Origin of the sequence: Bacillus massilinigeriensis, from assembly GCF_900111815.1 — a bacterium.
GTDB lineage: Bacteria > Bacillota > Bacilli > Bacillales > Cytobacillaceae > Mesobacillus_C > Mesobacillus_C mediterraneensis.
In genome coordinates, this window is the sequence record NZ_LT630004.1 from 2,790,104 (window position 1) to 2,815,430 (window position 25,327).

Here is a 25,327-nt window from a genome sequence, read left to right on the forward strand (position 1 = left end):
ATATTTACAAAAATACGACATAAATATGGTATTGTTGTCATATCCAAACAAAATATGAATTCTAGGAGGTTCTTACAAATGTCACATAGTTTTATAGACATCCTTCATTCTTTTCATGATAGGGAAATAGCTCTTCACAAAGTAGAGGAAAGACTTACCCACTTTTTAGGTGAAGAGCTAGCTGCCAATTTAATAGATCAGCTGAAAAAACAACTGGTTCCAATTGTTATAAATGTTTTACATTCTGAATATGAGGGCTACAAAGAGCACTTTCATTTAGCGCCAGACGTCGCGCTGAAAAAATTTAACGATGAAGTTAAATCTAGTCCGTATTTTTTCTCTTTAAAACAAAATTTCCCCCTTATGGAAAGGAAGATTAGGACAACGATTAATCACTTTCTTCTTTTTATGGAAGAAATCAAAAATAACTTAAACTTACATAAGCGAAAAAATCATTTTGACCATATCGACAATATGGAAGTCTCCCTCGGAGATACCCATAATAAAGGAAGAACAGTCTGTTTTGTTGAATTGGATGGAGAAAAGTACATTTATAAGCCGCGAAACTCAAGTATTGATGTGAAATTTATGAACTTTATTTCACAATACATTCCTGAATACAAATACAAAATCTTTAACTACCAGCACTTTTCCTTGCACGAGGTAATCGAGTATAAACCTCATCATCATTCTCTGGAAAGTGTAAGGAATTATTTTTACAATATTGGGTTTATTTCCGCATCGTTTTACTTTTTATGTTCAACAGATATGCACTTTGAAAATTTAATTGTAAACGGGGAAGTACCCGTTTTTATTGACTTGGAAACCATTTCTGACATTACCGATTTCGAAAAGAATAACACTCATAATGATCTTTATAACCTTATGTCGAATTCCATTTTCCAAAGCATGGTTTATCCTTTTGAAATGAGCGAAAATTATTTAAATATATCCGCACTAACAGGAGAAAAGGGGACAGTTTCCAAATTTCACTATACAAATTCCAAAACAATGATTAATTCTGAGGGAGAATTGGAGATTGCTGAGGAAAATCCTTTCCTAGAGGAACAGAAAAATAATATTTATTTAAATGGAACAAAGCAAACACCTAGCATGTATACAGGTGATATAAAACGAGGTTTTCTTCATTTTTGCAGAATCGTGTTACAAGAGCCGGAAAAAATGTACGACCAGTTGCTTTCAATTATTAAAGACTCACAAATCCGGCAAGTTATCAGACCTACCCACATTTACGCAAAGTATTTAAATATATCCTTAGAAGCTTATTACCTAAAGGAGTTAGAACGGGATACTCAACTATTCAGCAACTTAGGAAAATCAAAAGCCCCCGCAATCATTCAAAAAGAGATGGAAAGTCTCTGTGACGGTGATATTCCGTTATTTTACACTTATCACAACTCATATGACCTGTACTCGGAAGGGGAAATTATTGCAGAAAACTATTTTTCAACATCAATTGAAGAAAATATTAAAGGGAGAATTTTGAATTTCAACTCTAACCGTTTACTCCAGGAATTAAATAACATAGAGAGTTCTCTCCTCATCTATAACTATAATTATTGCAATGACGCATCGATAAGCAGGGAGTCTGTTTTTCTAGGTGAAAATGACCCACTAAAATTTTTAGAGGAGTTTAACAATATATTTCAAACATTAAATGACTCAACTTCAGCTCTCTTACCGACCTTTTCAGGTTCAAAAATGACTCTTTCCCCCATTACTCCTTCAATTTTTGAATATGGCGGGAACCTCCTTTTACTTTTATTTTGCAAGGATGAATTAAATATCGAAACAGAGCGTTTTATTCAAATATTTAACACGATGAAGAATTGGAAAACCTACAGCAGGGAAGAGGTTACAGGGTTTAATGGGGTCAGTGCCAGTTTATATTTACATTTAAATGCATACAAATTAACAGGAGAGAGCTATTTCTTGCGTGAATTGTTAAAAGAACTGAATGAAATTCCTATTGACAACGAAGCAGCCATTAAAAGCCTTGACTATTTTACAGGACTATCAGGAATGATAACCGTCCTTTCAGAAATCAATCTAAATATTACTAATCAAGATATTAATGACCGAGTGGACGATATTTTAAATTCGTTTGTAAAAACATTGAAGAAGCGGCACAATGAACTGTTAGACAGTGATTCAAGAATTGGATTATCTCATGGTTACAGTGGTTTAATCCTTGCGCTATCTCGCTATGATCGAATGAGGGGTTCTGATGCTCATAAAATGTTAATAAACCAATTCATTACAATGGAAGAGAACTATTACGATGAAGGGTATATCAATTATACTGATTTAAGAGACATGAGTTGTAGTAAGTATTATATATGCTATGGCATTGTTGGGATTCTATTAGCCAGAATTGAATTATTGGACAACGGCTATAGCGAACTTAGAGGAGATATTGCCAAAAAGTCCTCCCTTCTATATCAGGCACTGCTAAATGATCAGATTAACTTAAGAGGGGAAAGTTATTGCTTATGTCATGGAGTTGGAGGACTTTTAGAACTTCTAGAAGAATTAAAGCGTTTAAATCTCGTTGACCTAACTATTTATGAAAAAGCACTAGATAAATTGCTTTTCATGTTAGGGGAAAATAGAGTTAATGGCGTAAATAACTTTTTAAAGTATTCTAGTTTTATGTTAGGTTCTGGAGGAAAGGCTTATAATAAATTGAGAAGCACCTCAGATATGGCTTCTATTCTACGTTTAAAAGTATTGAAAACATGTACGGAAAGTTTTGATGCAGATCATTCGCGACAATTAACTCAGCAATATTAGATGACATAACAGTTGGTGGAAAAGAAGCGATCAACTGCTTTCTTCCACCAACTCTCCCCACCGAAAGGCAAAAGAAGAAGGGAATTATTACTATTATATTTTCCCCTTGCAAAAAGCAAGGGTTTATACGAGACTTGTCTGGTACTTTGGTGCAGAAAAAGGCTTGCCACTCACTTATTATTATTATTATTACTATTATGTTATTACGATTGTGACCTTATTTCTGTTTGTAACCGGATTGCTTTTGAACAGTGATAGCGCGCTTTTTCAATTAGTTTTGCCTTGAGAACTTCACAGTGCGCATCTTTCACCAAGGCTTTATTATGTTTATGCCAAAAGGTATGCCAGTGAAATCGGATTTTAGAGATTGCCTTGCACATCACTTCTCCTCCTTACGTTAAATATAAGATTGTTATATATTGTACGGCACGTGTTTAGCTGTTTAATAAGAGGTTTTCCTCATTTGTTTTATTATGTACGAAAATATAGAGGATGTTCCAGTTTAATCTATCGTATTTTTTCGATAGAAAGATGGTGAAATCACCCCTTTCCATCTAAATTTCCCCAAAAAGAACGGGAATATGCCAAAATACAGATTATTTCTCGGGAAATATGTAGATATTTTTGTTGTTTGATCCTTAATGAATGGCGGTATAAAGTAAGTATAAGAATACCAGATTTTAACCAGTAACCTATGGAGATTGTTTTTTATCTTTTTAATAGGAGTGATTGTAATGAAAATCAGAGCTGGAAGCTGGAGTATGCTGTCGAGACAAGAGAAGCTGTTTATCCTCAAAGCGATTAGTTATCGGTCGCAAAAAATATCTCAAAGTGAATAATCGGAGAGATAGCATAATCGAATGCTGTCTCTTTTTTTGTTTATATGGGTCTCATATCAGGGAAAATGTAACAATTTATATTTTCCCTGTGTCGTTGTTTGTAATAAAAATGTAATGATGCTGTTATTTGAATGTAACCCCTTTCCGATTATACTTAGTTTACCAACTAGCAATCGGGGGTATAACACCTTGTTAAAGAGAATACTATCTGTTTTATTATTTTTTGCTCTTGCTGCCGCTGTTGCACCGTCATTGGATAAGGCTCATGCTGCTGGAAAGACCTATTATGTAAATATCGACTCTGGTTCTTTAAATGTCCGCAAGGCTCCATCGACACGTGCCGCGATCATCACAAGGCTGACAAAAGGCAAAGCCCTTACAGTGTATTCTCAGTCCAAAGGCTGGGCAAGGGTATCCGCCAATGGAAAACAAGGTTATGTCAGCTCTAGCTTTATTACGACAAGAAAACCTGCTGCTCCTAGCTCAAACTACCGCACAAAAGCAGTTGCTATCGCGAAGAGCAACCTTGGTGTTAGATACCGTTACGGCGGAACATCACCTAGCGGATTTGACTGCTCTGGATTTGTCGGTTACTCCTACAAGAAAGCAGGCAAAAGCTTGCCGCGCACCGCTTCCCAGATGGCTTCAACTGGAAGGCCAGTTTCATCCCTTTCACCCGGGGACCTGATGTTCTACGCAACAGGCGCACCTGGTAGAGTATCTCACGTAGCTATCTACATCGGAAACGGCAAAATGATCCACTCAGCAACTTCTTACGGAGTATCTATTGCAAGCACAAGCAATTCTTACTGGAAACCTAGATATCTTGGTGCGAAACGCATCTAACCATATTAAAGAGGTCATGTAGGCTCAGCCTGCATGGCCTCTTTTTTGCTATTCCCTATTGGCAGAGCGGGTGAAGCAGAGCGGCAATCCGCTTTCGCACATTAAAGTGCTGGGGGTCAGGCACGCTGCGGTACTTTGGTGCATTAAAGGTTATAAGCAGCCTGGGTTTCCTAGGCTGCTTTCTCTTATTATATAAATATAAAGGAATGAATAGTTATTGAATCTCTCGGTCTAATAGTTATCTCTTTCACATAAAATGGAAAAAAACCTCTTATGGAGGCAAGATGAATGAGAAAAAGATATTCGCCCACTTTAAAACTGTTGCTAATCTGTTTTTCTTTCTTAGTATTAGCGGCAATTTTTTATAAATTTATCTCACTCGAAAGCCAAGCAGAACGGGCTGTTGAGCAATTTTATCAAGAAGAACAAGAAGGAAATTACTCTGAATCGTGGGAGCTCTTACATCCTCTACTGAAAGAGAAGTTTCCCAAAGCCGTATTTATCCAGGATCGGACGCATGTGTTCATGGGTCACTTTGGAGCGGACACCTTTTCCTATTCTATTGAGAGTGCGGGGAAAGTGAAAAACTGGAGAATAGAAGCTGAAGGCAAGAAATTTGCTGATGGGTTTCGCTTTCTTGTCACACAAAGCTACAAAGGAAAGTACGGGATATTCCACTTTCAACAGGAGGTAATTGTCGTTCAGGAAGACGGAGACATGCTGCTGCTGTGGGATTACAATTAACTTTATCGTATTAGCGCATTGGGGGACAGGCACGCTTTGATGATTTAGTTTATTAATGCGGTATCCAGACGATTTCACCGTTTTCGCCAACTAGCTCTTCTATCGGTGTTTCAACATAGCGTCGGTATTCTTCATGTGCTGGCTCTCTGAAGTAAGATAGGGTTTTTAATGGATCAATATGGGGATTTGCCTTGCCGAGAACGTAGGAAGAAAAGCTGCTCCATGGATAATCTTCCATGGCTGTCACCATGCCTGATTCAAGAGGATTGCGGTGGATGTAACGACTAACTTGGAGAAAGTAATCCGTGTTTTCAATAACCTTAGCTCCGTATCTGCCCTGGAAAACATGACCGTCGAGTTTGAACTTTTGATTAAAATACACTGCATACCGGAATTGTATCTCTTTCATAATGGATTGAATGGGAGAATCGTTTGTTTCGAGTTGGAGATGAAGGTGATTGGTCATTAAACAGTAGGAGTGTAATGTGAAGGGTTGATGCATGCGGACGTCCTGTAAAATAGTTAAGTACTTCTTGAAATCTTCACTTTCATTAAATATGGCTGCTCTCCTATTTCCCCTTGCAGTAAGGTGATAGGTGGCGCCTGGGTACCAGATTCGATGTCTGCGTCCCAACGGAAATCCCTCCTGCCTTTTCATGGTTTAGAGTTGTATTGCAGAGTGATAAACCTCTAAATCCATTTTATTCCTTTAATAGGTGGCAGTCAACAACAAAAAGCACAGCCTCCTTTTTGTTTAAAGGAGCATCTGTGCTTTATCGCATCACCGCGCCGGGGGTCAGGCACGCTTTAGGGATTTAGGGCGGTGATGCAGTACTCTTATTTGTCCTTGATTTCCAGGAGTTTGCGGCGGAGGTCATCTTCCATTACTGCAAGGTCTTGCTCAGCTTGTCTGCGCTTGTTCCGTCCTTCTTCCTGGATTCGGAGCGTTTCTTCGAGCGTTGTAATTAAACTTTCCTGCGTCTTCTTCAATGTTTCGATATCGACAAGGCCACGTTCGTTTTCACGTGCTGTTTCAATCGAGTTCGTTTTCAGCATTTCTGCATTTTTTACAAGAAGTTCATTTGTCGTTTTGCTCACTTGTTTTTGCGCTTCGACTGCGCTTCGCTGGCGCAGCAATGTGAGCGCAATCGCCACTTGATTCTTCCAAAGCGGGATAGCCGTCATGATGGAAGACTGGATTTTTTCCGCAAGCGCCTGGTTCGTATTTTGAATCAGCCGAATCTGCGGCGCACTTTGTATAGTGATCTCCCGGCTAAGCTTCAAATCATGGAGACGCTTATCCAGCCTGTCTGCAAACTGAATCATGTCATTGACTTCCTGAAACTTCATCTGATCGCTAGTAGCCGCTGCAGCTTTTTTCATCTCTGGAATAGTCTTGTTCTGCAATTCCTCGAGTTTGAGTTCGCCCGCAGCAATATATACATTCAATGCATGAAAATACTCCTTATTGTTTTCGTACAGCTTTTCAAGCATAGCAATGTCCGATAGCAGTACATTTTTACTCCGATCGAGCTTGACGCTGATGCGGTCGATTTGAGCACCAGTCTTCTGATACTTCGAAAGCACCTCCTGGATAGAGCCCGAAAGCTTGCCAAACATTCTTGAAAAAAACGAGGGCTTTTCCGTTTTCAGTTCATCGGGACTTACCTCATTCAAACGCTTCATTAAATCATTGATGATCTCTCCAACCTCGCCAACATCCTTCTTTTGCACATGCTCCAGCATGGCGTGAGAAAAAGTAAGAAGTTTGGCCTGCGCTTGAGTTCCATAGGAAATCATCGCTTGATGATTCGTCGGATCAATCATTTCCGCAAGCTGGTATGCTTTCGCCTTATTTTCCTCCGGTATAACATCAATTAGCCGGACAGGTTTTTCATCGCCTTTTTTTAGCTCTTTTTGAGGTGCTAGTTGGAGCTCATCATCTCCAAACGGGTTAGTTAACATGTCATCCATCAAACTGCCGGAATTTTTTAAAAGAGATTCATTGTTGTGCTCACTCATTTTTATAACCTCCTGCTTTTTTCACTTTTTCCGGCATCCGCTGGACGAACCGGTATTCCTACTTTCGATTTCGGAGTTGTATCTGTATTAATAAAAAACCTTTGTGCCTCAGGTTCCTTTTTTCCATTTGAGCACTTCTCGTCTTTCTCATGTCGCGCCATTCTAGTTTTCGGCTGCTCACTCGTTTCCTGTTTGCATTTAAATGAAACGAAAGGGCCCTTGTCCGATCTCACTTTCACAGATTCATCGGTTTTCACATTTTCTATCGGCCTGACAGTCTCCAACCTTGAGCCTCTTTCCGTTTTTAGCGTATTTTTTGCTACATCAATTTCAAAGTTTAGGTTCTCGACGTCATCGGAAAGGATTTCATACAAATCTTGTTCCACTGTACGGGTTAGATCCTCCAATGTCCATCTTGTATCTGCAAGCGCCTCCGAGATGTCACGGTTCTTTTTTGGCTGAGAGGCCAGAAAGGCATACTTTTCGGTCAGCTCCAATACTGAATCCAAGTGTGAAAAGTAAAAACGCTCGGCCTGGTAAAAACGTTTTGGATCTTTTTTAACGATGCTGTTGATTTTTTTCACAAGACGGACAAGCTCAAAGCGTTGCTTAATCGTTGGCAAATGTTTGATAGAGTATGCAGACTTCTGAAGTCTGGATATTTTCCCTTTTGCTTCATCTAGATTTTTCTTAATATACTTGTACTCTTTTCTCGTCACGCCATGCTTTTTCAAGAACTTGTTCTTCCAGAGAAAGCCGAGCATCCAAAAAAGGGCGAGCGATCCGCCGATGGCGACACCTGATGACAAAATAGCGGAAAGGTCAGCTCCAAAATAACTTACAAGCCATATGACAACTGCGGCAGGGCCCGCAATGAAGGATCGCAAAACAAACGAGAGAAACGGGTTCATGTTTATCGACTCCTGTCGTGAATTCCTTTATTGTGTTACGGATGGATATGCAACAATGTTTCAACTAAGAGAGAAAAAATATACCTGTTTTTTATTCTTCCTTTATTATACATTATCTGAAAGGTCTGCGTCTTTCCACAGACCATAATTGTAAACTTTTCTAGGTCTTGAGGCGGAGAAAAAATGTGCAAGGGAATTTCGAGTCCGGTTGATGAGAAACAAAGAGATTTATACACAGATTTGATCATATTTGCTGAGGGAAACTGCTGTTATATTATTAACTTTTGCATAGAAAAGCGTGCCTGATCCCCTTTACCGCGTTAAACCACTGGGGGTCAGGCACGCTTTAGTGCTTTATTTTTCTGAAGTTACTGGGTTTTGAGCGGATACTAGCTCTGCTTCTAGCTCTGCGGCGCGCACTTTTGTCTGCTCTTCCGTCCAGCCGAAGCGCCCTGACATATAAGCAGTAACTTCGTATTTATACTCCTTCACTGCTTGGATATCGAACAGCAGCGCTCCTGTTCGTCTAAGGAAAAAGTCCAACGGTGTTGCCACCATTTCGTGCTCCATGCCGTATATCAGCTTCGCAAATAGAACGTTAGAAATACCGGAAGCTACCGCCTCCTCCTTATGCTGCGCGAACAAGTTGAATACCAAGGGAGCATTGGAACCGAAGAACAGCGCAAGTTCTCTCGCCTCTTCCTTCGTAAGGGTGCCGCCTGCTGCACCAGCACTAGCTGTCTTCTCAACAAATTCCAGAAACTGCTCTGAACCGCCAACATTACCGCCTGAAATCGGAAGATGCTTCGTACGGCATGAATCGAACTTTTTCCCTTCCTCAGAAGCAAATTTTTCCGAGACAAGATCGACAATCGTCTCCGCCATTTTGCGGTAACCTGTTAGCTTCCCGCCGGCAATCGTGATTAAACCCGAATCTGACTCCCAAATCTCATCCTTCCGGGAAATCTCCGAAGGACTCTTGCCTTCCTCGTGAATCAGCGGGCGAATTCCCGCCCAGCTGGACTCGATATCCCTTTCCGTTATTTTTACTTCTGGGAACATATAGTTAATCGCATTGATTAAATATTCCATGTCGCTTACTGTCATCTTAGGATTCGCCTTATCGCTATCGTAAAAAGTATCTGTCGTACCCACATATGCTTTGCCGCTGCGCGGAATGGCGAAAACCATTCGTTTGTCCGGTGTGTCAAAATAAACCGCCTGCTTCAGCGGAAATCGAGACTGATCAATGACAACGTGAGCACCTTTTGAAAGAATAAGCTGCTTTCCGTTCCTCGATTTGTCTTTTTCGCGAACCGTATCAACCCATGGGCCGGTCGCATTGAGGATTTTTTTCGCACGAGCTGTGAATGTTTCTCCTGTTAAAAGATCTTCCACCACAGCACCCGTTACTTTTCCGTTTTCCTTAACTAGTTCGACAACTTTACTATAGTTTAATGCAGTTGCCCCCTTATCCACAGCTGCTTTCAACACCTCGATTGTCAGCCTGGAATCATCCGTCCGATATTCAACATAATAACCGCCGCCTTTTAGTCCCTGCTTTTTAATAAGCGGTGCTTTTTCCAGCGTCTGTTCCTTTGAAAGCATCGTACGGCGTTCCCCTTTTTTCACACCTGCTAAAAAGTCATATACCCTTAGACCGATGGAAGTAGAAAAGCTCCCAAAGGTACCACCTTTATGGAATGGAAGCAGCATCCATTCTGGTGTTGTAACATGCGGTCCATTCTCATATACAATTGCCCGCTCACGCCCAACCTCTGCGACAACTTTAACGTCAAGCTGTTTTAAATAGCGCAAACCCCCATGAACGAGTTTAGTGGAACGACTTGATGTTCCTGAGGAGAAATCCTGCATTTCAAACAACGCTGTGTTCATTCCTCTTGTTGTTGCGTCAAGGGCAATCCCTGCACCTGTAATTCCGCCTCCAATGACAATCAGATCAAACGGCTCCGCTTGGACCTTTTTTACGATATCATTGCGTTTCCTATTGCTGAACATGCTGTTAGCCTCCTTAAAAAATAAAAAGAGACCGCAAAAAACACTACCTTCAAAATTGGTAATGCTCTGCGGTCTCTCCATATCTCCTGCCGAATATTAACTTGTTTTCATTATAGCAAACTTGTATCTAAAAGCATATGCTCTAGAAGGCGATGGATTATACAGAACCACCTTCCTTACTTTACCAAAATCGACTATCATTTAAAATTTTATTTAAAAGCCATTGCTGCGTTTACAGCCTTTTTCCATCCAGTATAAAGCTGATCGCGTTCCTCATCGCCCATCTTCGGCTCAAAAGAACGGTTAATTGCCCATTGTAAAGCGATTTCCTCTTGGCTTTCCCAGAAACCGACAGCGAGTCCTGCGAGGTAAGCGGCTCCTAGTGCCGTAGTTTCATTTACCATTGGCCGCTCAACCGGAACGTTGAGAATGTCACTCTGGAATTCCATCAGGAAATTGTTCATAACGGCTCCACCGTCGACGCGGAGCGTTTTCAATTCAATACGAGAGTCAGCTTCCATAGCCGAAAGGACATCTTTCGTTTGATACGCAAGTGATTCAAGGGTAGCGCGGACAAAATGTTCTTTTTCCGTACCGCGGGTCAAGCCGAATACCGCACCTCTTACATCGCTGTCCCAATATGGCGTGCCAAGGCCGACAAATGCTGGAACAACGTATACACCGTCAGTAGAAGCTACTTTTCGTGCATAGCCTTCGCTTTCGTGCGCGTTCTTCAGCATCCTTAAACCATCGCGAAGCCACTGGATTGCAGAGCCGGCGACGAAGATACTTCCTTCAAGCGCATACTCGACTTTGCCATTGAGACCCCATGCAAGAGTTGTGAGAAGCCCGTGGTCTGATTTCACCGCCTTCTCCCCTGTGTTCATCAGCATGAAACAGCCGGTTCCATAAGTGTTTTTCGCCATTCCTTCCTCGAAGCAAGCTTGGCCGAATAGCGCTGCCTGCTGGTCACCTGCTGCACCGGCAATCGGCACTTCTTTTCCAAAGAAATGGTAGTCAATAGTCTTGCCGTAAACCTCTGAGGAAGGTCTGACTTCCGGCAGCATGGATGCTGGCACGCCGAGAATTTCAAGCAGCTCTTCATCCCACTTCAGTTCATGGATATTGTACATGAGCGTACGGGAAGCGTTGCTGTAGTCCGTCACATGCGCGCGGCCGCCGGAGAGCTTCCAAATTAGCCATGTATCGATGGTGCCAAACAGAAGTTTTCCTTCTTGCGCTTTCTGGCGGGCACCTTCTATGTTGTCAAGGATCCATTTTACTTTTGTTCCTGAGAAATATGCATCGATAAGCAAGCCTGTTTTTTCACGGAAAAGGTCATTATAGCCTTTCGCTTTCAGTTCATCACAGATACCGCTAGTCTGGCGCGACTGCCAAACGATGGCATGATAGACAGGGATGCCAGTTTCCTTATCCCAGACGACAGTTGTTTCTCGCTGGTTCGTTATTCCAATACCCGCAATTTGTTCGGACCTAACATTGGATTCGGACAGGACCCCTGCTATAACTGCAAGGATAGAGCCCCAAATTTCACTCGCGTCATGCTCAACCCAGCCTGGCTTCGGAAAATGCTGTTTGAACTCCTTCTGTGCAACATGAACAGCCTCGCCCGCTTTGTTGAAAAGGATTGCCCGAGAACTCGTCGTCCCCTGATCCAAAGATAAAATAAATTTCTCCACTGGAATACCTCCCCATATTTATATACAGTAGCAACTTGTTTCTATACAGTAAAAATCTAAGCGCTTTACCACATCACCGCGCCGGGGGTCAGGCACGCTTTAGCGCTTTAATACACTGGGGGTCAGGCCCCTTGCGTGGTAGTGCGGCAATGCGTTAAATTATGTTCTTCTCTCTCAGAAACTAGTGTTTCAACTTAAATTAGTAACCTAATAATAAGATTAAATGATTTCCTCCTAAGCAATAATTTTGGAGGCTTCCATTTCTCCCTTTTGTTTGCTTCCAAATGCATAGGCTGCTCCTAATACAACAACCGCCACAGCTATAACTACCCAAAAGACAGTTGATATAACACCTGCAAACAACGCTTTATACACGACGGCACCCAGCGCTCCGCCAAGCAGCGGACCTACAACAGGAATCCACGAATATGCCCAATTCGATCCAGCTTTCCCCGGGATCGGTAGGATAAAGTGTGCAATACGAGGTCCTAAATCGCGTGCTGGGTTAATTGCATAACCCGTCGTTCCTCCTAGCGACATACCGATAACCACAATCAGAAGGCCTACTGCAATAGGATTCAAACCTTCGGAAAATTTGTTGGCCCCGATAAAAAGCAATCCAAGAACAAGAATGAAAGTACCGATAATTTCACTTAATAGATTAGAAAAAGTATGCGGGATTGCAGGAGAAGTAGCAAAAACACCAAGCTTTGCTCCCGGATCCTGCGTTTCTCTCCAGTGAGGCAAATAATGAAAAAATACCATTGCTGCACCTACAATTGCTCCAAGCATTTGAGCTAAAATGTAGCTTGGAACTAAGACCCAATCAAAAGAACCATCAATTGCTAGTGCTAGCGTAACAGCCGGGTTTAAGTGAGCTCCGCTTATTGGACCTACTGCAAATACTCCCATCGTAACTGCAAGTCCCCAGGCAATTGTGATCACAATCCAGCCTGGGCTATTAGAATAAGTTTTTTTTAGAAAGGCACCAGCACCAATACCAGCACCAAAAACAATCAAAATCATCGTTCCAATCAATTCTCCCATAAATGGCGACATAAATTATCTCCTTCCATTATGTGATTTTTTCGCTAGTATTTAAAAATATGCTTGTGACGAAAAAAAGAGACCCACAACAGAAAACACCTTTTCAACAGGTATATCTGCGTGAATCTCCAATTCTCCGTCACAATTTGTTGACTTTTTATTGAAGTATACTCCAACGCTGAAAACGCTGTCATTTATTTTGTTAATAATTTTATTAAGGTTATTAATCTCTAAATATCCGAAGCCCTCCCTGCCTTATTCAGAATATAACTTCCATAATTCTTTTTGCGAAGAAGTAACAGCCCCGAGTCTATGGCACTGTTGGCATCAGTTGCTGTGCGGATAAATCCTTCTGCAATGACCGGAGTGTTAACATGTTCTTTTACTTCCGTAATTAAGTTCGGCCTTGCCCCTGGGAGTACTTAGATATAATCGGGAACTGTTTTCTTCAAAAGCTTATAGCTTTTTTCAAAGCGCACGGGAATCAATTAAAAAGATCCGTTGGATTGCTATAACGCCTTTCTCCCTAGCTTTCAAGATAACACTTGCTTTTGTAGAAATAAGCCTATAAGGTTTGAATTCTAGCAAATATACTCGGTTGAATAATCGTCCGCCTTGATTCCATGAATCATATCCATATGGTAAATCATCTCCTTTTTACACGATTCAGCCATAGCACTGACATTTTTCAGTTGGGCGATATGCACTTCTAGAAAAACACCTGTTTGATAGGGGATTTTCAAAAAAGATTCGAAGTCTTTCATACTCGAAGAAGCAGGTGAAATTATCCATTCATCTTTTTTATCTTCGTAGTCCATTTGCCTTTATGATAGAGTATTCTCGCTCAAAAGCAATAGCCGGCAGATATTCCCTTATCCATCCAGGGGAAACCGTGTATTCCTATTAAAGCTTTGCTGCCTTCCTTGCCGGGGCATGGCCATTGGGGCATGCACACTTTACCGAATCACCGCAATGGGGGTCAGGCACACTACATTCTATTAATACAGTAAAGCGTAGTTTCTCCTTTCCTACCCATGTATTGATAGTTCTATGGAGCGGATAAATTCTTATTTAGACTTACCAATGCCTTAGGACCTTCAAGATCTTTCTACAGCACTTTCTAAGAAAACTCCGATTCATCAAACGTTTGATTAAGAATACCAGATAGACTTTTGAAGGACCCTAAACTGGTTGAAGCTAAAATTCCGCAGTGGATAAATTCCCTAAATTGAAAAAACTGCTTGCTGAAACCTTCAGTGGCTCCAACAAGCAGTTTTTTCCCCTGCCCTTCATCTAGGATAAGTGTATTTCATACGATTTTCTTGCTTTAACGCTGCACACTAGTGGGGGTCAGGCACGCTTTAGATTAGTAAAGAGAAATTTATTTTCGCGGATCTACATAATCCGGATAGTCAGTAATAATTGCATCTACTTTCATATCAATCAGGAACTGTGCAGCCTCTGGAGTACGAACTGTCCAAGAAGAGATTCCCATACCTAGTCCATGCACCTTATCAACAAGTTCTTTTGTGACAATGCCATAGCTTGGGTTAAAATAGTCCGCGTACGTAGCGAACTCCTTCAATGCCTGGTCAGTAGTATGCGTCCTAGAAGATGTAAGAACGCCAACAGGTACGTTAGGTAGCAATTGATTGGTTTTTTTCACACTATCAAAGTTAAATGACTGGATAATAATCTTGTTATTTCTAGGCTTATCAAGATTTCTCACTTTTAGTAGGTGAGCAACTTCTTCTTCTATTCCAGGATATTTTTCCGGGGCTTTCAGCTCAATTAAAATTCCAGCCTTACCTCGGTAACGATCCAATACCTCTTCGAAAGTTGGAATTTTTTCTCCCGTAAACTCTGGTCCTTTGAAGCTCCCGGCATCCAGGCTTCGTAGCTGTTCAAGCGTCAAATCTTTTACCGCTCCCGTTCCATTTGTCGTCCGGTCTACCGTAGTATCATGAATAATGACAAGTTTGCCGTCCTTGCTGCGCTGTACATCAATCTCAATATAATCTGCCTTCATATCAACAGCTTTATCGAAAGCCGCAATTGTATTTTCAGGCGCATATCCTGAAGCCCCCCGGTGTGCTACATTATCAATCTTTCGTAACTCCCCAACAGACTCTGATGCAAATGCTTGTTGAAAAGGACTAAGCATCAGCGACAATGCAATTCCCGCTCCGGCTAAACTCTTTTTCATTTCTCCCACTCCTCTGTCCGAATTATGTTCAAGACCAGTGTATCGGAGAAATGTTGAGTGTATGTTTGTATAATATTTAGTTTGGGTTATCACTTTATAAACAATAACAGTATGATTTTCATAGATTTGTTTACATTCCCTCAGTAACAATCGACCTACATACAAAATAACGAGGCAGTGAACTATCTTTATAGTATGCTAGGGAGCAAAATTAATAAGAAAAACCTGGGCAATGAAATCCCGTTTTAGGAGGCTACACAGCTCCTTTGCAATACCTCCAATCCCCATCCTTTAACGCATTAACACACCAAATAGTGCCTGACCGCCTGTACAATGCAACAATAAAGCGCCAAAGTGTGCCTGACCCCCATCGCGGTGACGCGGTGAAGCTTTTTCGTAAAATCAATGTCACATATTTGGTTATTATACCCTTGTTATCCTATACTATTAACCTCTATCATCATAAACTAGAAACACTTCTAATCCCTTATTTGACAGTACCCGATCTCACTTTGACTGTTATGTAACTAGTAATATACAGTGCAATTGACACAATACAGTAATTAAACTAGCAATAAACTGAAATATCATTGTAATATTTCTGTGTTATCTTTTAACCACTGGGATAAAACAAAGGAGAGCAAAGATGAAAAAGTTTATTATTACTGCCGTCGCTGCCTTTTCTATACTATTCGGAACATCAAACTTCGCTTCTGCCGCATCTAATGTGTACGTTGTAAAAAGCGGTGACAGCCTTTATAAGATTGCAAGAATGTACAAAACTAGTGTTTCTAACATTAAAAAATGGAATAACCTAAGAACTGATATTATTTATCCAAATCAACGGTTGAGAGTCTCTGGTTCAAGCACTCCAGCACGTCCGGCTGCTAAACCAACACCTAAAAAACCGTCAAACGTTGCAAGGACTCTTACTGTTAGTGCTTCTGCCTACACCGCAAACTGCAGAGGATGCTCCGGAATTACAGCTACAGGATTCAACCTTAAAAAGAATCCTAATGCAAAAGTGATTTCCGTTGATCCTCGAGTAATCAAACTCGGTACAAGGGTTTACGTACCTGGTTATGGGTATGCAGTTGCAGCCGACAAAGGCGGCCACATTAAAGGAAATCGAATCGACCTATTCATGTCCTCCCACCAGAGAGCAATCAATTGGGGTAGAAAAACTGTAACTATTCAAATCTTAAAATAAATAAAAACTGCTGCAAGCTCAACTTGCAGCAGTTTTTTTATTTAGGAATCTCTTTTTTCTTATAGGCAATTATTCCAAACAGTGTGAAAACTAATCCTACTAAAAAGGTTAACCAAGGAAAAACTAGTGGATAAAGATAATAGTAATAATAAAAGAAAACATCATTTTTATAGCCCAGGAATGAACCGGTCGCTCTATTAATAAAAAAAGTCTTACTAGGGTCATCCTTTCTATCACCATTATCAAAGACTTCTTCCCTCACTTCACCTTTTTCAGGGATCCATACAAATTTCCACTCTTGCCCATCGACGCCTGCATTGGAATTCTCAATCGGAGAAGTTATCAGCACAGACTTCTTGCCGTTACTCTTGTTTTCTACAAATAAAAAATTAAGTTGGTTATAATACCGCGTCAAATTCATCTCTGTTGCGCGTAGTTCAACCTTACTTCTATTCCAATATTCCTCTCCGTTCAAGGTGATTTTCACTAGCCCTTCTGTTAATTCGGGAACCTTTTTATCTGGGTTAGCATTTTTGCGCAACGGAAAGGAATCCCTAATTTCAATATTATTTTTTCCAAACAAGAGCTTTAAATAAAAATTTCCTTCATTACCTCTGTTGTAAAAGCGGAGATCATCCAGAGCAAAATTACTGGGATTTTCTTTCTTTGTATAGTCTTCGGTTATGACCAATTCTCCTGTTGCTTCAATTCCCATCTTTCCATTGTCTTCAACAAAATAATGTGTATTTTCAATGTGGATATCCTTCGTAATGTACATATTATTTAACTTGCTGTCATAGCATAGCTCTACCGCCATCAGAACATTCAATGGAATAGAAAGAATCAGAAGCACGCTCCCAATAATAATAGACTTAATCCCTTTTCTCATCGCCTCATCTCCACGTTTAATCTCAAATTAAATTATATACCACATTTTCCATACAAACTACGAATCCGGAAAAAGGGAAACCAAATAACAAAGACTTTAATTCTCATATGAGCTCTTAATCCTTATTAGCTCTAAGCATTAGCTCTCTTTCCCACTTTAAAGCAATGGGGGTCAGGCACACCCCTTCACTTTAACACTGCACCTTGCCGGGGGTCAGGCACGCTTTAGGGTGGTAAAGTAGCATATTGGGATGGTTTTGTCCATAACCTTTTATTAACTTGGATAAAGGGGGAATGTGAATGCTGAATAGGGTTTCCAGCCGTTTCTCGAGGCTTGTGGAGAGGTATCTGCCTGACGCGTTTGTCATCGCTGTAGTTTTGTCACTTATTGTTTTTGTCATAGGATTTCTTATGAATCCTACTGAGCCGGGCACATTAATTGAATCATTTGGAGATGGATTTTGGGTATATCTCGGGTTTACCATGCAAATGGTATTGCTTTTGATGACAGGAATAACACTTGCTGCCGTCCCGGCGATTGGTAGGATACTTCAATTAATCGCCTCTACTGCAAAAACTGCCAAACAGGCATATATTCTCACCTTTCTTATATCCTCCGCAGCTTACTATGTCAACTGGGGATTAGCTGTGGTGGTCGGTGCAATCATTGCTCGTGAAGTTGGAAAAAGAAACCAGGATGCGCATTTCCCATTGTTGGTTGCTTCGGCCTACGCCCCTACTGTTTTATACACTGCTGGTTTATCGAGCACCATCGGATTGACCGTTGCTACTGAAGGACATTTTTTAGAAAAAATAATGGGTGTAGTGCCGACATCAGAAACTATTTTCCACCCAGGGACAATCACCATTTATTTAGCTTTGTTAATTACTATTCCTATTTTTATCCTATTGATAGCTCCAACGAAAAACATCATACCTTACAAGGCTTACCATCAAGAAAAAGTGGACATCCCGCCACAGGCAAGTGCTCCAGAAACACCTGCTATCAAGCTGGAAAGGACCCCTATTCTTGGAACCATAACAGGACTGCTAGGGCTCTCCTACGTGCTGTTAAAAATGCTTTAGTGGAAGCGATTTAAATTTAAATATTATTAACCTAGCATTCCTGTCCCTTGGGCTTCTGCTACACGGTTCTCTTTTTAATTATGCCAACGCCTTTAAAAAATCAGCTACAGCTATCTCGCCAATTATTCTACAGTTTCCATTTTATGCAGGAATTATCGGATTGTTGGGGAGCACTGGTCTAGGTGAAGCCATGATAAAGGGCATCACTTCGGTAGCAACTAAGGAAACCTTTGATATTTTTACCTACTGGACAGCAGGATTGGTAAACATCTTGGCTCCTTCAGGCGGTGGCCAATGGGCGTTGCAGGGTCCCCTCCAAGTGCCTGCCGGCATCGAGCTTGGTGTTAATCCCGCCATTACCGCGATGGCAGTCGGCTGGGGTGACGCATGGACGAATCTCATCCAGCCTTTTTGGGCCCTTCCTATTCTTGCGGTAGCACGTCTGCACATCCGCCATATTATGGGTTATTGCATGCTCTTAAGTATTTGGGTCGGCCTTGTGACAACAATCATGATGCTCTTTGTGTATTAAAGGTAGGATTAGTCTGTGAAAATACTTTTGGGTCATATTTCGGAGGTCAGGCACGCTTTAGTTCTTTAATGTACTGGGGGTCAGGCACGCTTTAGTTGTTTAAAGCGCTGGGGGTCAGGCACGCCCCTTCACTTTAACACTGCACCTTGCCGGGGGTCAGGCACGCTTTAGGGATGGGTTGCGATAATGCGGCTTTCCTTCATTACGATAAAGAAAAGCCAGCTCCCGCTTGGGAACTGGCTGAATGTACTGTTTAGAGCCGCAATTGCCGTAATGTCGATAAGAAAGTTTTAAACCACCACTCCTCAAAGTGGGTGTTCGCAAGGATTTTCCTGCATGTCCTCCATGTCCAATGGACAGAGGCTTGTCATTCCTGCCCTAATTAAAACTCCCTATTACAGCTTAAAGGTTAAAACTTTATTATAATTACGCACAACGCAGCTTATATTCTCTATATTAACGGAAACTAAAAACAATAACAATGTTAATATCAGGAATTTTTTAAAGTTGCATCTTATCACTATGATTAATATCGTACAAAAAGGGTAATAGTCTCTCAACTCAAGCAAAAAGTCTAATCGAATCTAATGGACTCCATTTTTCACCTATTGCTGTCAAGCCTAATGTTACAATCAGAAATATTTTTGTAATCTTTTTGAAATATTTTTAGAAAAAAATGCAACTTTCTCTCATTTCAAACGTCTTATCAGTGAATAACTTAAATTAGGAGTGAATGGAATGAAAAAACAGGCGAAAATATTTGGTGTTTTGTTGAGTGCAGTGATTGCTACTGGAGGTGCGGGATATTCGTTCCCTCAAGATAATAACAGCGCTCTTGCGGCGGAGCTACCAAAACGTGAGATGAATGCACCGATTGTAAAAGAAACACAGGGCATTAAGAATTCTGTTCCAGTAAAGAGTAAAATTGAACAGCCAGCTGCTCCGAAAGTGAACCAAAATGACACAGCAACTAAACCAAGTATATCACCTCTCAATCATTCTAATATAGTTACACAGACAAATTCAGCGCCGCGAGCTGAAAATGCCACACAGTCAAAACGTGTGCCGCAATTTGAAAATAACGCACACCCAAAACCTGCACCACAAGCTGAAAATGCAGCACCTACCGAACAAAAGCAAAAAGAAGATTTCATTATCATTGACGGCAGCAAATTTGAACTAGTTACGGAAAAAAAGTTCTCCATCTGGATCAATGCTGTGAAAAAGCATGGTGCAAAACTATATGGCATCAATGAGTCAGATGTTTTTGCAGTTGTTAAAGATGGCACCCAAGTTGCTGCGCTCAGCACAGGCTACGCATCTACTTCCGTTCAAAACAAGGAACTATTGATCGACCTGATGGCCAACCAAGGCAAAGTCTCCGGGGCAATAGCGGAAGGAATCCGATCGGTTGCAAGCACAGGAAATCCAGTAAATGTACCAGGAGAGTCCGAATTTGAGAGCTACTCCATCTATATTGCTGAAAACGGAGCATTAACGATTTCTTGGTAAAATAAGTACCCTCCCACTCGGGAGGGTTTTTTCATTTTCATATGTTTCCTTCAGAGCCACTTTGTTTAACCCTTTCCAATTTGGGAAGAAATAATAAAAGTTATATTTTGGGACAATGGAGGTAGCTATGGTTCAACAAAATTCGGGATATTGGAGACGAAACCTGCTAGCCGGCACGCTATTTGGCATTGGTCTCGCGGCATTTTTGGATGAGGCGGTTTTTCACCAGTTGCTTCACTGGCATCATTTTTATGATAAGTCAACAACTGCAGCCGGACTTGTTTCTGATGGATTTTTTCATGCGTTTAGCTGGTTTGCCACCGTTGCTGCGCTGGTTTTAGTTGCGGACCTTCGGCGAAGAAATACCTGGATGCCGGCAGCATGGCGGGGAGCAGTTCTTCTGGGGACCGGCGGATTTAATTTTTACGATGGGACGATTCAGCATAAAGTCATGAAGCTCCATCAAATTCGCTACAATGTCGACCTTTTGCCATACGACTTGGCATGGAATATCGCAGCGCTGCTCCTCATGATTGCTGGAACGTTTATTCTATTCAGGGAAAAGAGAAGGATTCATGCATAATCATCATAGAGGCGCGACTGCTCCCAGTATTGATTTTTCAACCGGTTCTATCGTCCTGCTGCTGCCCTTCATGCTAGTAACCGTACTCTATCTTTGGGCTGTTTTTTTCAGTAAAAATAATCTAGGCTGGCCAGTACATAAAACGCTGCTTTGGATTGCCGGAGTGACATTTGTGTCTTTTTCCGTTGCCGGCCCTTTGGCTGAAAAGGCGCATGAAGATTTCATGGTTCACATGGAAGTTCACTTGTTACTCGGGATGTTGGCTCCCCTGTTAATGGCGCTTGCCGCCCCAGCAACTGTCATTCTAAGAGCATTAAGTGTTAAGAATGCTAGGATTGTCACGCGGGTTCTGAAAAGCCGATATAGCAGGTTTGTGAGCGATCCATTTGTGGCAGCAGTCTTGAATGTTGGTGGGTTATGGATGCTTTATAGAACTGATTTGTTCGGATTAATGCATCACATTCCAGCTTTGCATGTGATCATTCATCTTCATATTTTTCTTTCAGGTTATCTATTCACGATTTCAATGGTGTATATTGACCCTACACCGCACCGTACGAGCTTTTACTATAGGGCGGGAGTGCTCATTGTAGCACTGGCAGGGCATGGCATATTGTCGAAATCCATCTATGCCAGTCCGCCAAGCGGGATTTCAGCTTCCGAAGCTCAAGCTGGAGGCATGCTGATGTACTATGGCGGAGATGCCGTCGATATCCTATTAATCATCCTCCTATGCTGGCAATGGTACAAAGCAGCCCGGCCAAGGAACGCGACTAGCAAGCGAAGCGAAGATGCTACGCTACCCCACTAAATAATTAAAGCGTGCCTGTCCCCCACTTTGCTAAAGTGCTAAACTGTGCCTGACCCCCGGTGCGTTACCGCGGTAACGCACCGGGGGTCAGGCACGCTTGCTGTTTTGCTGCATTCGATCTATGATGGTTGGTAAGATAGTACACGTGGAGGCCAGAAACATGAATAAGCTATTGGCAAGAATTGAAAAGGATTTGAACCACCTTTCGGACGCCGAGAGAATCATCGGCCAGTACATCATTGAGAACCATGAATTTATCCCAAATATGACAACGAAAGACTTATCCCACAAGACAGGGGTCAGCGAAGCCAGCGTCGTCCGCTTCTGCAAGTCAATCGGAATCGGCAGCTTCAAGCTGTTTAAGATTGAGCTCGTCAAACATAATACGATGACGCAGTCAAACCTGACAGATTTCTCCATCTTGCAAAAAAAAGATGCACCATACGACCTATTCCACAAGGTGACATACGCGAATAAATCCGCCATCGAATCATCCCTCTCCTCCCTTGACCGCAAGGAGCTGGAAAAAGCAGCGGAAGCCATCCAGCATGCCTCCCGCCTCGTATTCTTTGGTGTAGGCGGCTCCGCAACCGCGGCTTACGATGCCTATTATAAATTCACGCGCCTCGGCTTTCATTGCAATATGGACCACGATTTTCATTTCATGCTTAGCCTGATCCCTTACCTGAAACGAAACGACATCTTATTCGCAATCAGCACCTCAGGCAAAACAAAGGACGTGCTCGAACTCGCCAAATTTGCTAAAAGCAAAGGGATCATTGTCATCGCCATAACGAACCTTGACAAGTCACCGCTGCATAAATTGGCATCCATTCGCCTCTGCACCCCGGTCGTCGAACAGGATTTCCGAGTTGGGACCCTCTCCTCGAGGATGACGCAGCTCAATATCATCGACGCCCTCTACCTTGCCACCTTCAACAGAGTCGGGGACAGCGTAGTCGAACAATATCAGGAAGCCCGAAAGGAAGTCATAAAACTAAGACGTTAGCTTGCTTCTTTGTATAAAACTACTGCTCGAAGCTGGAGAAAATCCTCCAGCTTCTTTTCTTTATACATATCAAAAGCATTCTCGACAATACATTAATACCGAAAGCGAGACCAATCCTTCTTGTTTATTTTTCAAAAAATTATCACATATGAAATTTTGATTCATTTAAAAATAAAATAATATTGACTTTAAATTTCACGAGAGTAAAATGTAACTTGTAAAGGCTTCCAAGAAAGGGTGATCTTATGCTTGATAAACTCACGACAGAAAAAAGAAACAACCAGACGATGAAGCTTGACACCATGACAATCAAAGAAATCCTTACCGTTATGAACGAAGAAGATAAAACCGTTCCTATCGCAATCGCCAAAGAGCTCTCCAGCATCGAAGCAGCAGTTGCAACCGTTATCGATTCTTTTCAAAAAAACGGCAGGCTCATCTACGCAGGGGCAGGAACGAGCGGCAGGCTTGGTGTTCTTGATGCAGTCGAGTGCATGCCTACTTTTGGTTCTCCAGAAGAAATGGTCCAAGGGTTTCTTGCAGGCGGGATGAAGGCGTTCACAAAGGCGGTGGAAGGCGCTGAGGATAGTGAAACACTTGGCGAGGATGACATGAAGGAAATCAAGCTCACCGAGAACGATACTGTCATCGGCATTGCAGCGAGCGGCCGGACACCTTATGTTATCGGCGTGCTCAAACACGCAAATTCCAAAGGAGCAAAAACAATCAGTCTCAGCTGCAATAAAAATTCCGAAATCGCAAAACATGCGCATCTTGCAATCGAAGTCGAAACTGGCGCTGAGATTTTAACAGGCTCCACAAGACTGAAAGCAGGCACAGCGCAAAAGCTTGTCCTCAACATGATTTCCACCGCATCCATGATTGGAATCGGAAAAGTATATAAAAACCTAATGGTCGACGTACAGCCGACAAACAAAAAATTAGTGGAACGTGCGAAAAGAATTATCATGCAAGCTGCTGAAACGGACTATGATACTGCTTCTAAAGCATATGAAGAAGCCAACGGAAACGTAAAAACAGCCATCCTCATGGTCCTGCTCCACTGCAACCTAGAAGAGGCACAATCCAAGCTAGAACATGCTGGTGGTTTTATCAGAAAAGCATTATAAGGAGGTTTACTCATGAAAAAAGAACAGCGTTTGGCTAAAGAAATCCTTGAGCATATTGGCGGACAGAACAATATTAAAAGCCTTGCCCACTGCATGACACGGGTTCGCCTGAGCCTGCGGGACAACAGCCTTGCCAATATCAAAGCGCTGAAGGAAATTGACGGTGTCATGGGCGTAATTGAAGATGATACGCTTCAGATCGTCGTCGGCCCAGGAACTGTCAACAAAGTCACGGACGAAATAAGCAGACTTACCGGCATCCGGTCTGGGGAAGCGGCGGAAGAATCATTCAACACCGCGTCAGATATAAGAGCCGGCATCAAGCAGAAAAATAACACACCTGTAAAAAATCTTCTCCGTCGGATCGGCAGCATTTTCATTCCACTGATTCCAGGGCTTGTTGCGTCAGGTATCATCAACGGTGCAGCAAACTTCGCAAAGAATGCCGGCGTCGATGAAAAAGCAACTTGGATGCAGCTTCTTCTCGTGATTGGCGGCGCTGTATTTGCTTACCTTGCCATCCTTGTCGGCTGGAATACTGCAAAAGAGTTCGGCGGCACCCCTGTTCTCGGCGCAATTGCCGGCGGTATCCTGTTCAGTCCAGCACTCGCAGAAATCCAGCTTTTTGGTGAACCATTGGTTACAGGGCGCGGCGGGTTGTTTGGAGTTATGTTCGCCGCATGGCTGATGGCTGTTGTGGAAAAACAAGTGAGAAAAGGCATGCCAAACTCTATTGACATCATTTTTACACCTCTTATCACCCTTTTGGTTGTCGGAATGTTCTCGCTCGTTGCCATCCAGCCGATTGCTGGAATTCTCTCTGACGGCATCACTTCTGCGATTAAGATGATTCTTGATGTTGGCGGAATTGTAGCTGGTGCTCTGCTCGCGGGCTTTTTCCTGCCGCTCGTCATGGTCGGACTCCATCACGGGCTGACCCCAATTCATATGGAGCTGATCAACACTTTGGGCAACACGCCGCTTTTACCAGTGCTTGCAATGGCTGGTGCAGGTCAGGTAGGCGCAGCAATTGCCATTTATGCTAAAACAAAAAACAAGCGCTTGCGCAACATTATCAAGGGTGGCCTTCCTGTTGGTTTCCTCGGCATCGGCGAACCGCTATTGTATGGGGTCACTTTGCCGCTAGGCCGTCCGTTCATCACCGCTTGCCTTGGTGCAGCGATGGGTGGCGCATTCCAGGCAGTGATGAAAACGGCAGCTACAGGCATTGGCGTTTCCGGATTGTCGCTCACACCGCTGATCGCTGACAATAAATACTTGCTTTATCTTGCCGGGATTCTCATCGCGTACATCTTTGGATTTATTTTCACCTACCTGTTTGGGTTTAAGGATGAAATGGCGGAGAATATTTAAAAAATAAACCTGGAAAGCCTGCATACCTTATGTCAGGCTTTTCT

Annotated in this window: 18 protein-coding genes, 1 other RNA gene and 2 pseudogenes; 11 read left to right on the forward strand and 10 right to left on the reverse strand. The window is 42.2% G+C overall.

Features of this window, described 5'->3' with window-relative positions:
• Positions 1-78: 78 nt before the first annotated feature.
• The 3 genes from lanM to BQ5796_RS14495 all read left to right on the forward strand — a co-directional run bounded on the left by lanM (position 79) and on the right by BQ5796_RS14495 (position 5,243).
• Positions 79-2,814: a type 2 lanthipeptide synthetase LanM gene (gene lanM / locus BQ5796_RS14485; RefSeq protein WP_071460866.1), complete on the forward strand. Its 2,736-nt coding sequence runs from the start codon at positions 79-81 to the stop codon at positions 2,812-2,814.
• A gap of 1,028 nt (positions 2,815-3,842) precedes the next feature.
• Positions 3,843-4,499: a C40 family peptidase gene (locus BQ5796_RS14490; protein WP_159431004.1), complete on the forward strand. Its 657-nt coding sequence runs from the start codon at positions 3,843-3,845 to the stop codon at positions 4,497-4,499.
• Between the two features lie 288 nt (positions 4,500-4,787).
• Complete coding sequence (locus tag BQ5796_RS14495) at positions 4,788-5,243, forward strand: hypothetical protein (protein ID WP_071460867.1); 456 nt, start codon at positions 4,788-4,790, stop codon at positions 5,241-5,243.
• Positions 5,244-5,295: 52 nt separating this feature from the next.
• On the opposite strand, the gene BQ5796_RS14500 is transcribed toward BQ5796_RS14495, so the two are convergent.
• From BQ5796_RS14500 to BQ5796_RS14535, 8 genes and pseudogenes are all read right to left on the reverse strand, one after another.
• A complete protein-coding gene (locus tag BQ5796_RS14500; RefSeq protein WP_071460868.1) occupies positions 5,296-5,877 on the reverse strand; it encodes an REP-associated tyrosine transposase in 582 nt (193 codons plus the stop codon).
• A 203-nt stretch (positions 5,878-6,080) separates the two neighbouring features.
• Positions 6,081-7,265 carry a toxic anion resistance protein gene (locus BQ5796_RS14505; protein ID WP_071460869.1) on the reverse strand — a complete coding sequence of 395 codons (1,185 nt, stop codon included), beginning with the start codon at positions 7,263-7,265 and terminating at the stop codon, positions 6,081-6,083.
• Between the two features lie 2 nt (positions 7,266-7,267).
• Complete coding sequence (locus tag BQ5796_RS14510; protein WP_071460870.1) at positions 7,268-8,176, reverse strand: 5-bromo-4-chloroindolyl phosphate hydrolysis family protein; 909 nt, start codon at positions 8,174-8,176, stop codon at positions 7,268-7,270.
• Positions 8,177-8,530: 354 nt separating this feature from the next.
• Entirely contained in the window at positions 8,531-10,195 is a 1,665-nt protein-coding gene (locus BQ5796_RS14515; RefSeq protein ID WP_071460871.1) for a glycerol-3-phosphate dehydrogenase/oxidase, read from the reverse strand.
• Positions 10,196-10,404: 209 nt separating this feature from the next.
• Complete coding sequence (gene glpK / locus BQ5796_RS14520; RefSeq protein ID WP_071460872.1) at positions 10,405-11,895, reverse strand: glycerol kinase GlpK; 1,491 nt, start codon at positions 11,893-11,895, stop codon at positions 10,405-10,407.
• A 234-nt stretch (positions 11,896-12,129) separates the two neighbouring features.
• Entirely contained in the window at positions 12,130-12,954 is an 825-nt protein-coding gene (locus BQ5796_RS14525) for an MIP/aquaporin family protein (RefSeq protein WP_071460873.1), read from the reverse strand.
• A 243-nt stretch (positions 12,955-13,197) separates the two neighbouring features.
• A pseudogene (locus tag BQ5796_RS14530) lies at positions 13,198-13,760 on the reverse strand (glycerol-3-phosphate responsive antiterminator).
• 563 nt (positions 13,761-14,323) lie between these two features.
• A complete protein-coding gene (locus BQ5796_RS14535) occupies positions 14,324-15,148 on the reverse strand; it encodes a glycerophosphodiester phosphodiesterase (RefSeq protein ID WP_071460874.1) in 825 nt (274 codons plus the stop codon).
• Positions 15,149-15,794: 646 nt separating this feature from the next.
• On the opposite strand from BQ5796_RS14535, the gene BQ5796_RS14540 reads away from it, so the two are divergent.
• A complete protein-coding gene (locus tag BQ5796_RS14540; protein WP_071460875.1) occupies positions 15,795-16,358 on the forward strand; it encodes a 3D domain-containing protein in 564 nt (187 codons plus the stop codon).
• Between the two features lie 37 nt (positions 16,359-16,395).
• Here the strand turns inward: BQ5796_RS14540 and BQ5796_RS14545 are convergent, their stop codons facing one another.
• A complete protein-coding gene (locus BQ5796_RS14545) occupies positions 16,396-17,247 on the reverse strand; it encodes a hypothetical protein (protein WP_071460876.1) in 852 nt (283 codons plus the stop codon).
• A gap of 299 nt (positions 17,248-17,546) precedes the next feature.
• Here BQ5796_RS14545 and BQ5796_RS18870 point away from each other — a divergent pair.
• Positions 17,547-18,864 (forward strand): annotated as a pseudogene (locus tag BQ5796_RS18870) (short-chain fatty acid transporter).
• Positions 18,865-19,116: 252 nt separating this feature from the next.
• Here BQ5796_RS18870 and ssrS read toward each other — a convergent pair.
• Positions 19,117-19,311: non-coding RNA, 6S RNA (ssrS, locus tag BQ5796_RS14555), on the reverse strand.
• A gap of 291 nt (positions 19,312-19,602) precedes the next feature.
• Here ssrS and BQ5796_RS14560 point away from each other — a divergent pair.
• The 6 genes from BQ5796_RS14560 to BQ5796_RS14585 all read left to right on the forward strand — a co-directional run bounded on the left by BQ5796_RS14560 (position 19,603) and on the right by BQ5796_RS14585 (position 25,283).
• On the forward strand, positions 19,603-20,376 hold the full coding sequence (locus BQ5796_RS14560) for a hypothetical protein (protein ID WP_071460877.1): 774 nt from the start codon (positions 19,603-19,605) through the stop codon (positions 20,374-20,376).
• Between the two features lie 127 nt (positions 20,377-20,503).
• Positions 20,504-20,959, forward strand: a complete 456-nt coding sequence (locus BQ5796_RS14565) for a DUF2243 domain-containing protein (protein ID WP_200792887.1) — start codon at positions 20,504-20,506, stop codon at positions 20,957-20,959.
• A complete protein-coding gene (locus BQ5796_RS14570; protein WP_071460879.1) occupies positions 20,952-21,770 on the forward strand; it encodes a cytochrome c oxidase assembly protein in 819 nt (272 codons plus the stop codon). The genes BQ5796_RS14565 and BQ5796_RS14570 overlap by 8 nt, the downstream gene beginning before the upstream one ends.
• 160 nt (positions 21,771-21,930) lie before the next feature.
• Complete coding sequence (locus tag BQ5796_RS14575; protein ID WP_071460880.1) at positions 21,931-22,779, forward strand: MurR/RpiR family transcriptional regulator; 849 nt, start codon at positions 21,931-21,933, stop codon at positions 22,777-22,779.
• Between the two features lie 245 nt (positions 22,780-23,024).
• Complete coding sequence (gene murQ, locus BQ5796_RS14580) at positions 23,025-23,909, forward strand: N-acetylmuramic acid 6-phosphate etherase (RefSeq protein ID WP_071460881.1); 885 nt, start codon at positions 23,025-23,027, stop codon at positions 23,907-23,909.
• Positions 23,910-23,921: 12 nt separating this feature from the next.
• A complete protein-coding gene (locus tag BQ5796_RS14585; RefSeq protein ID WP_071460882.1) occupies positions 23,922-25,283 on the forward strand; it encodes a PTS transporter subunit EIIC in 1,362 nt (453 codons plus the stop codon).
• Positions 25,284-25,327: the final 44 nt, after the last annotated feature.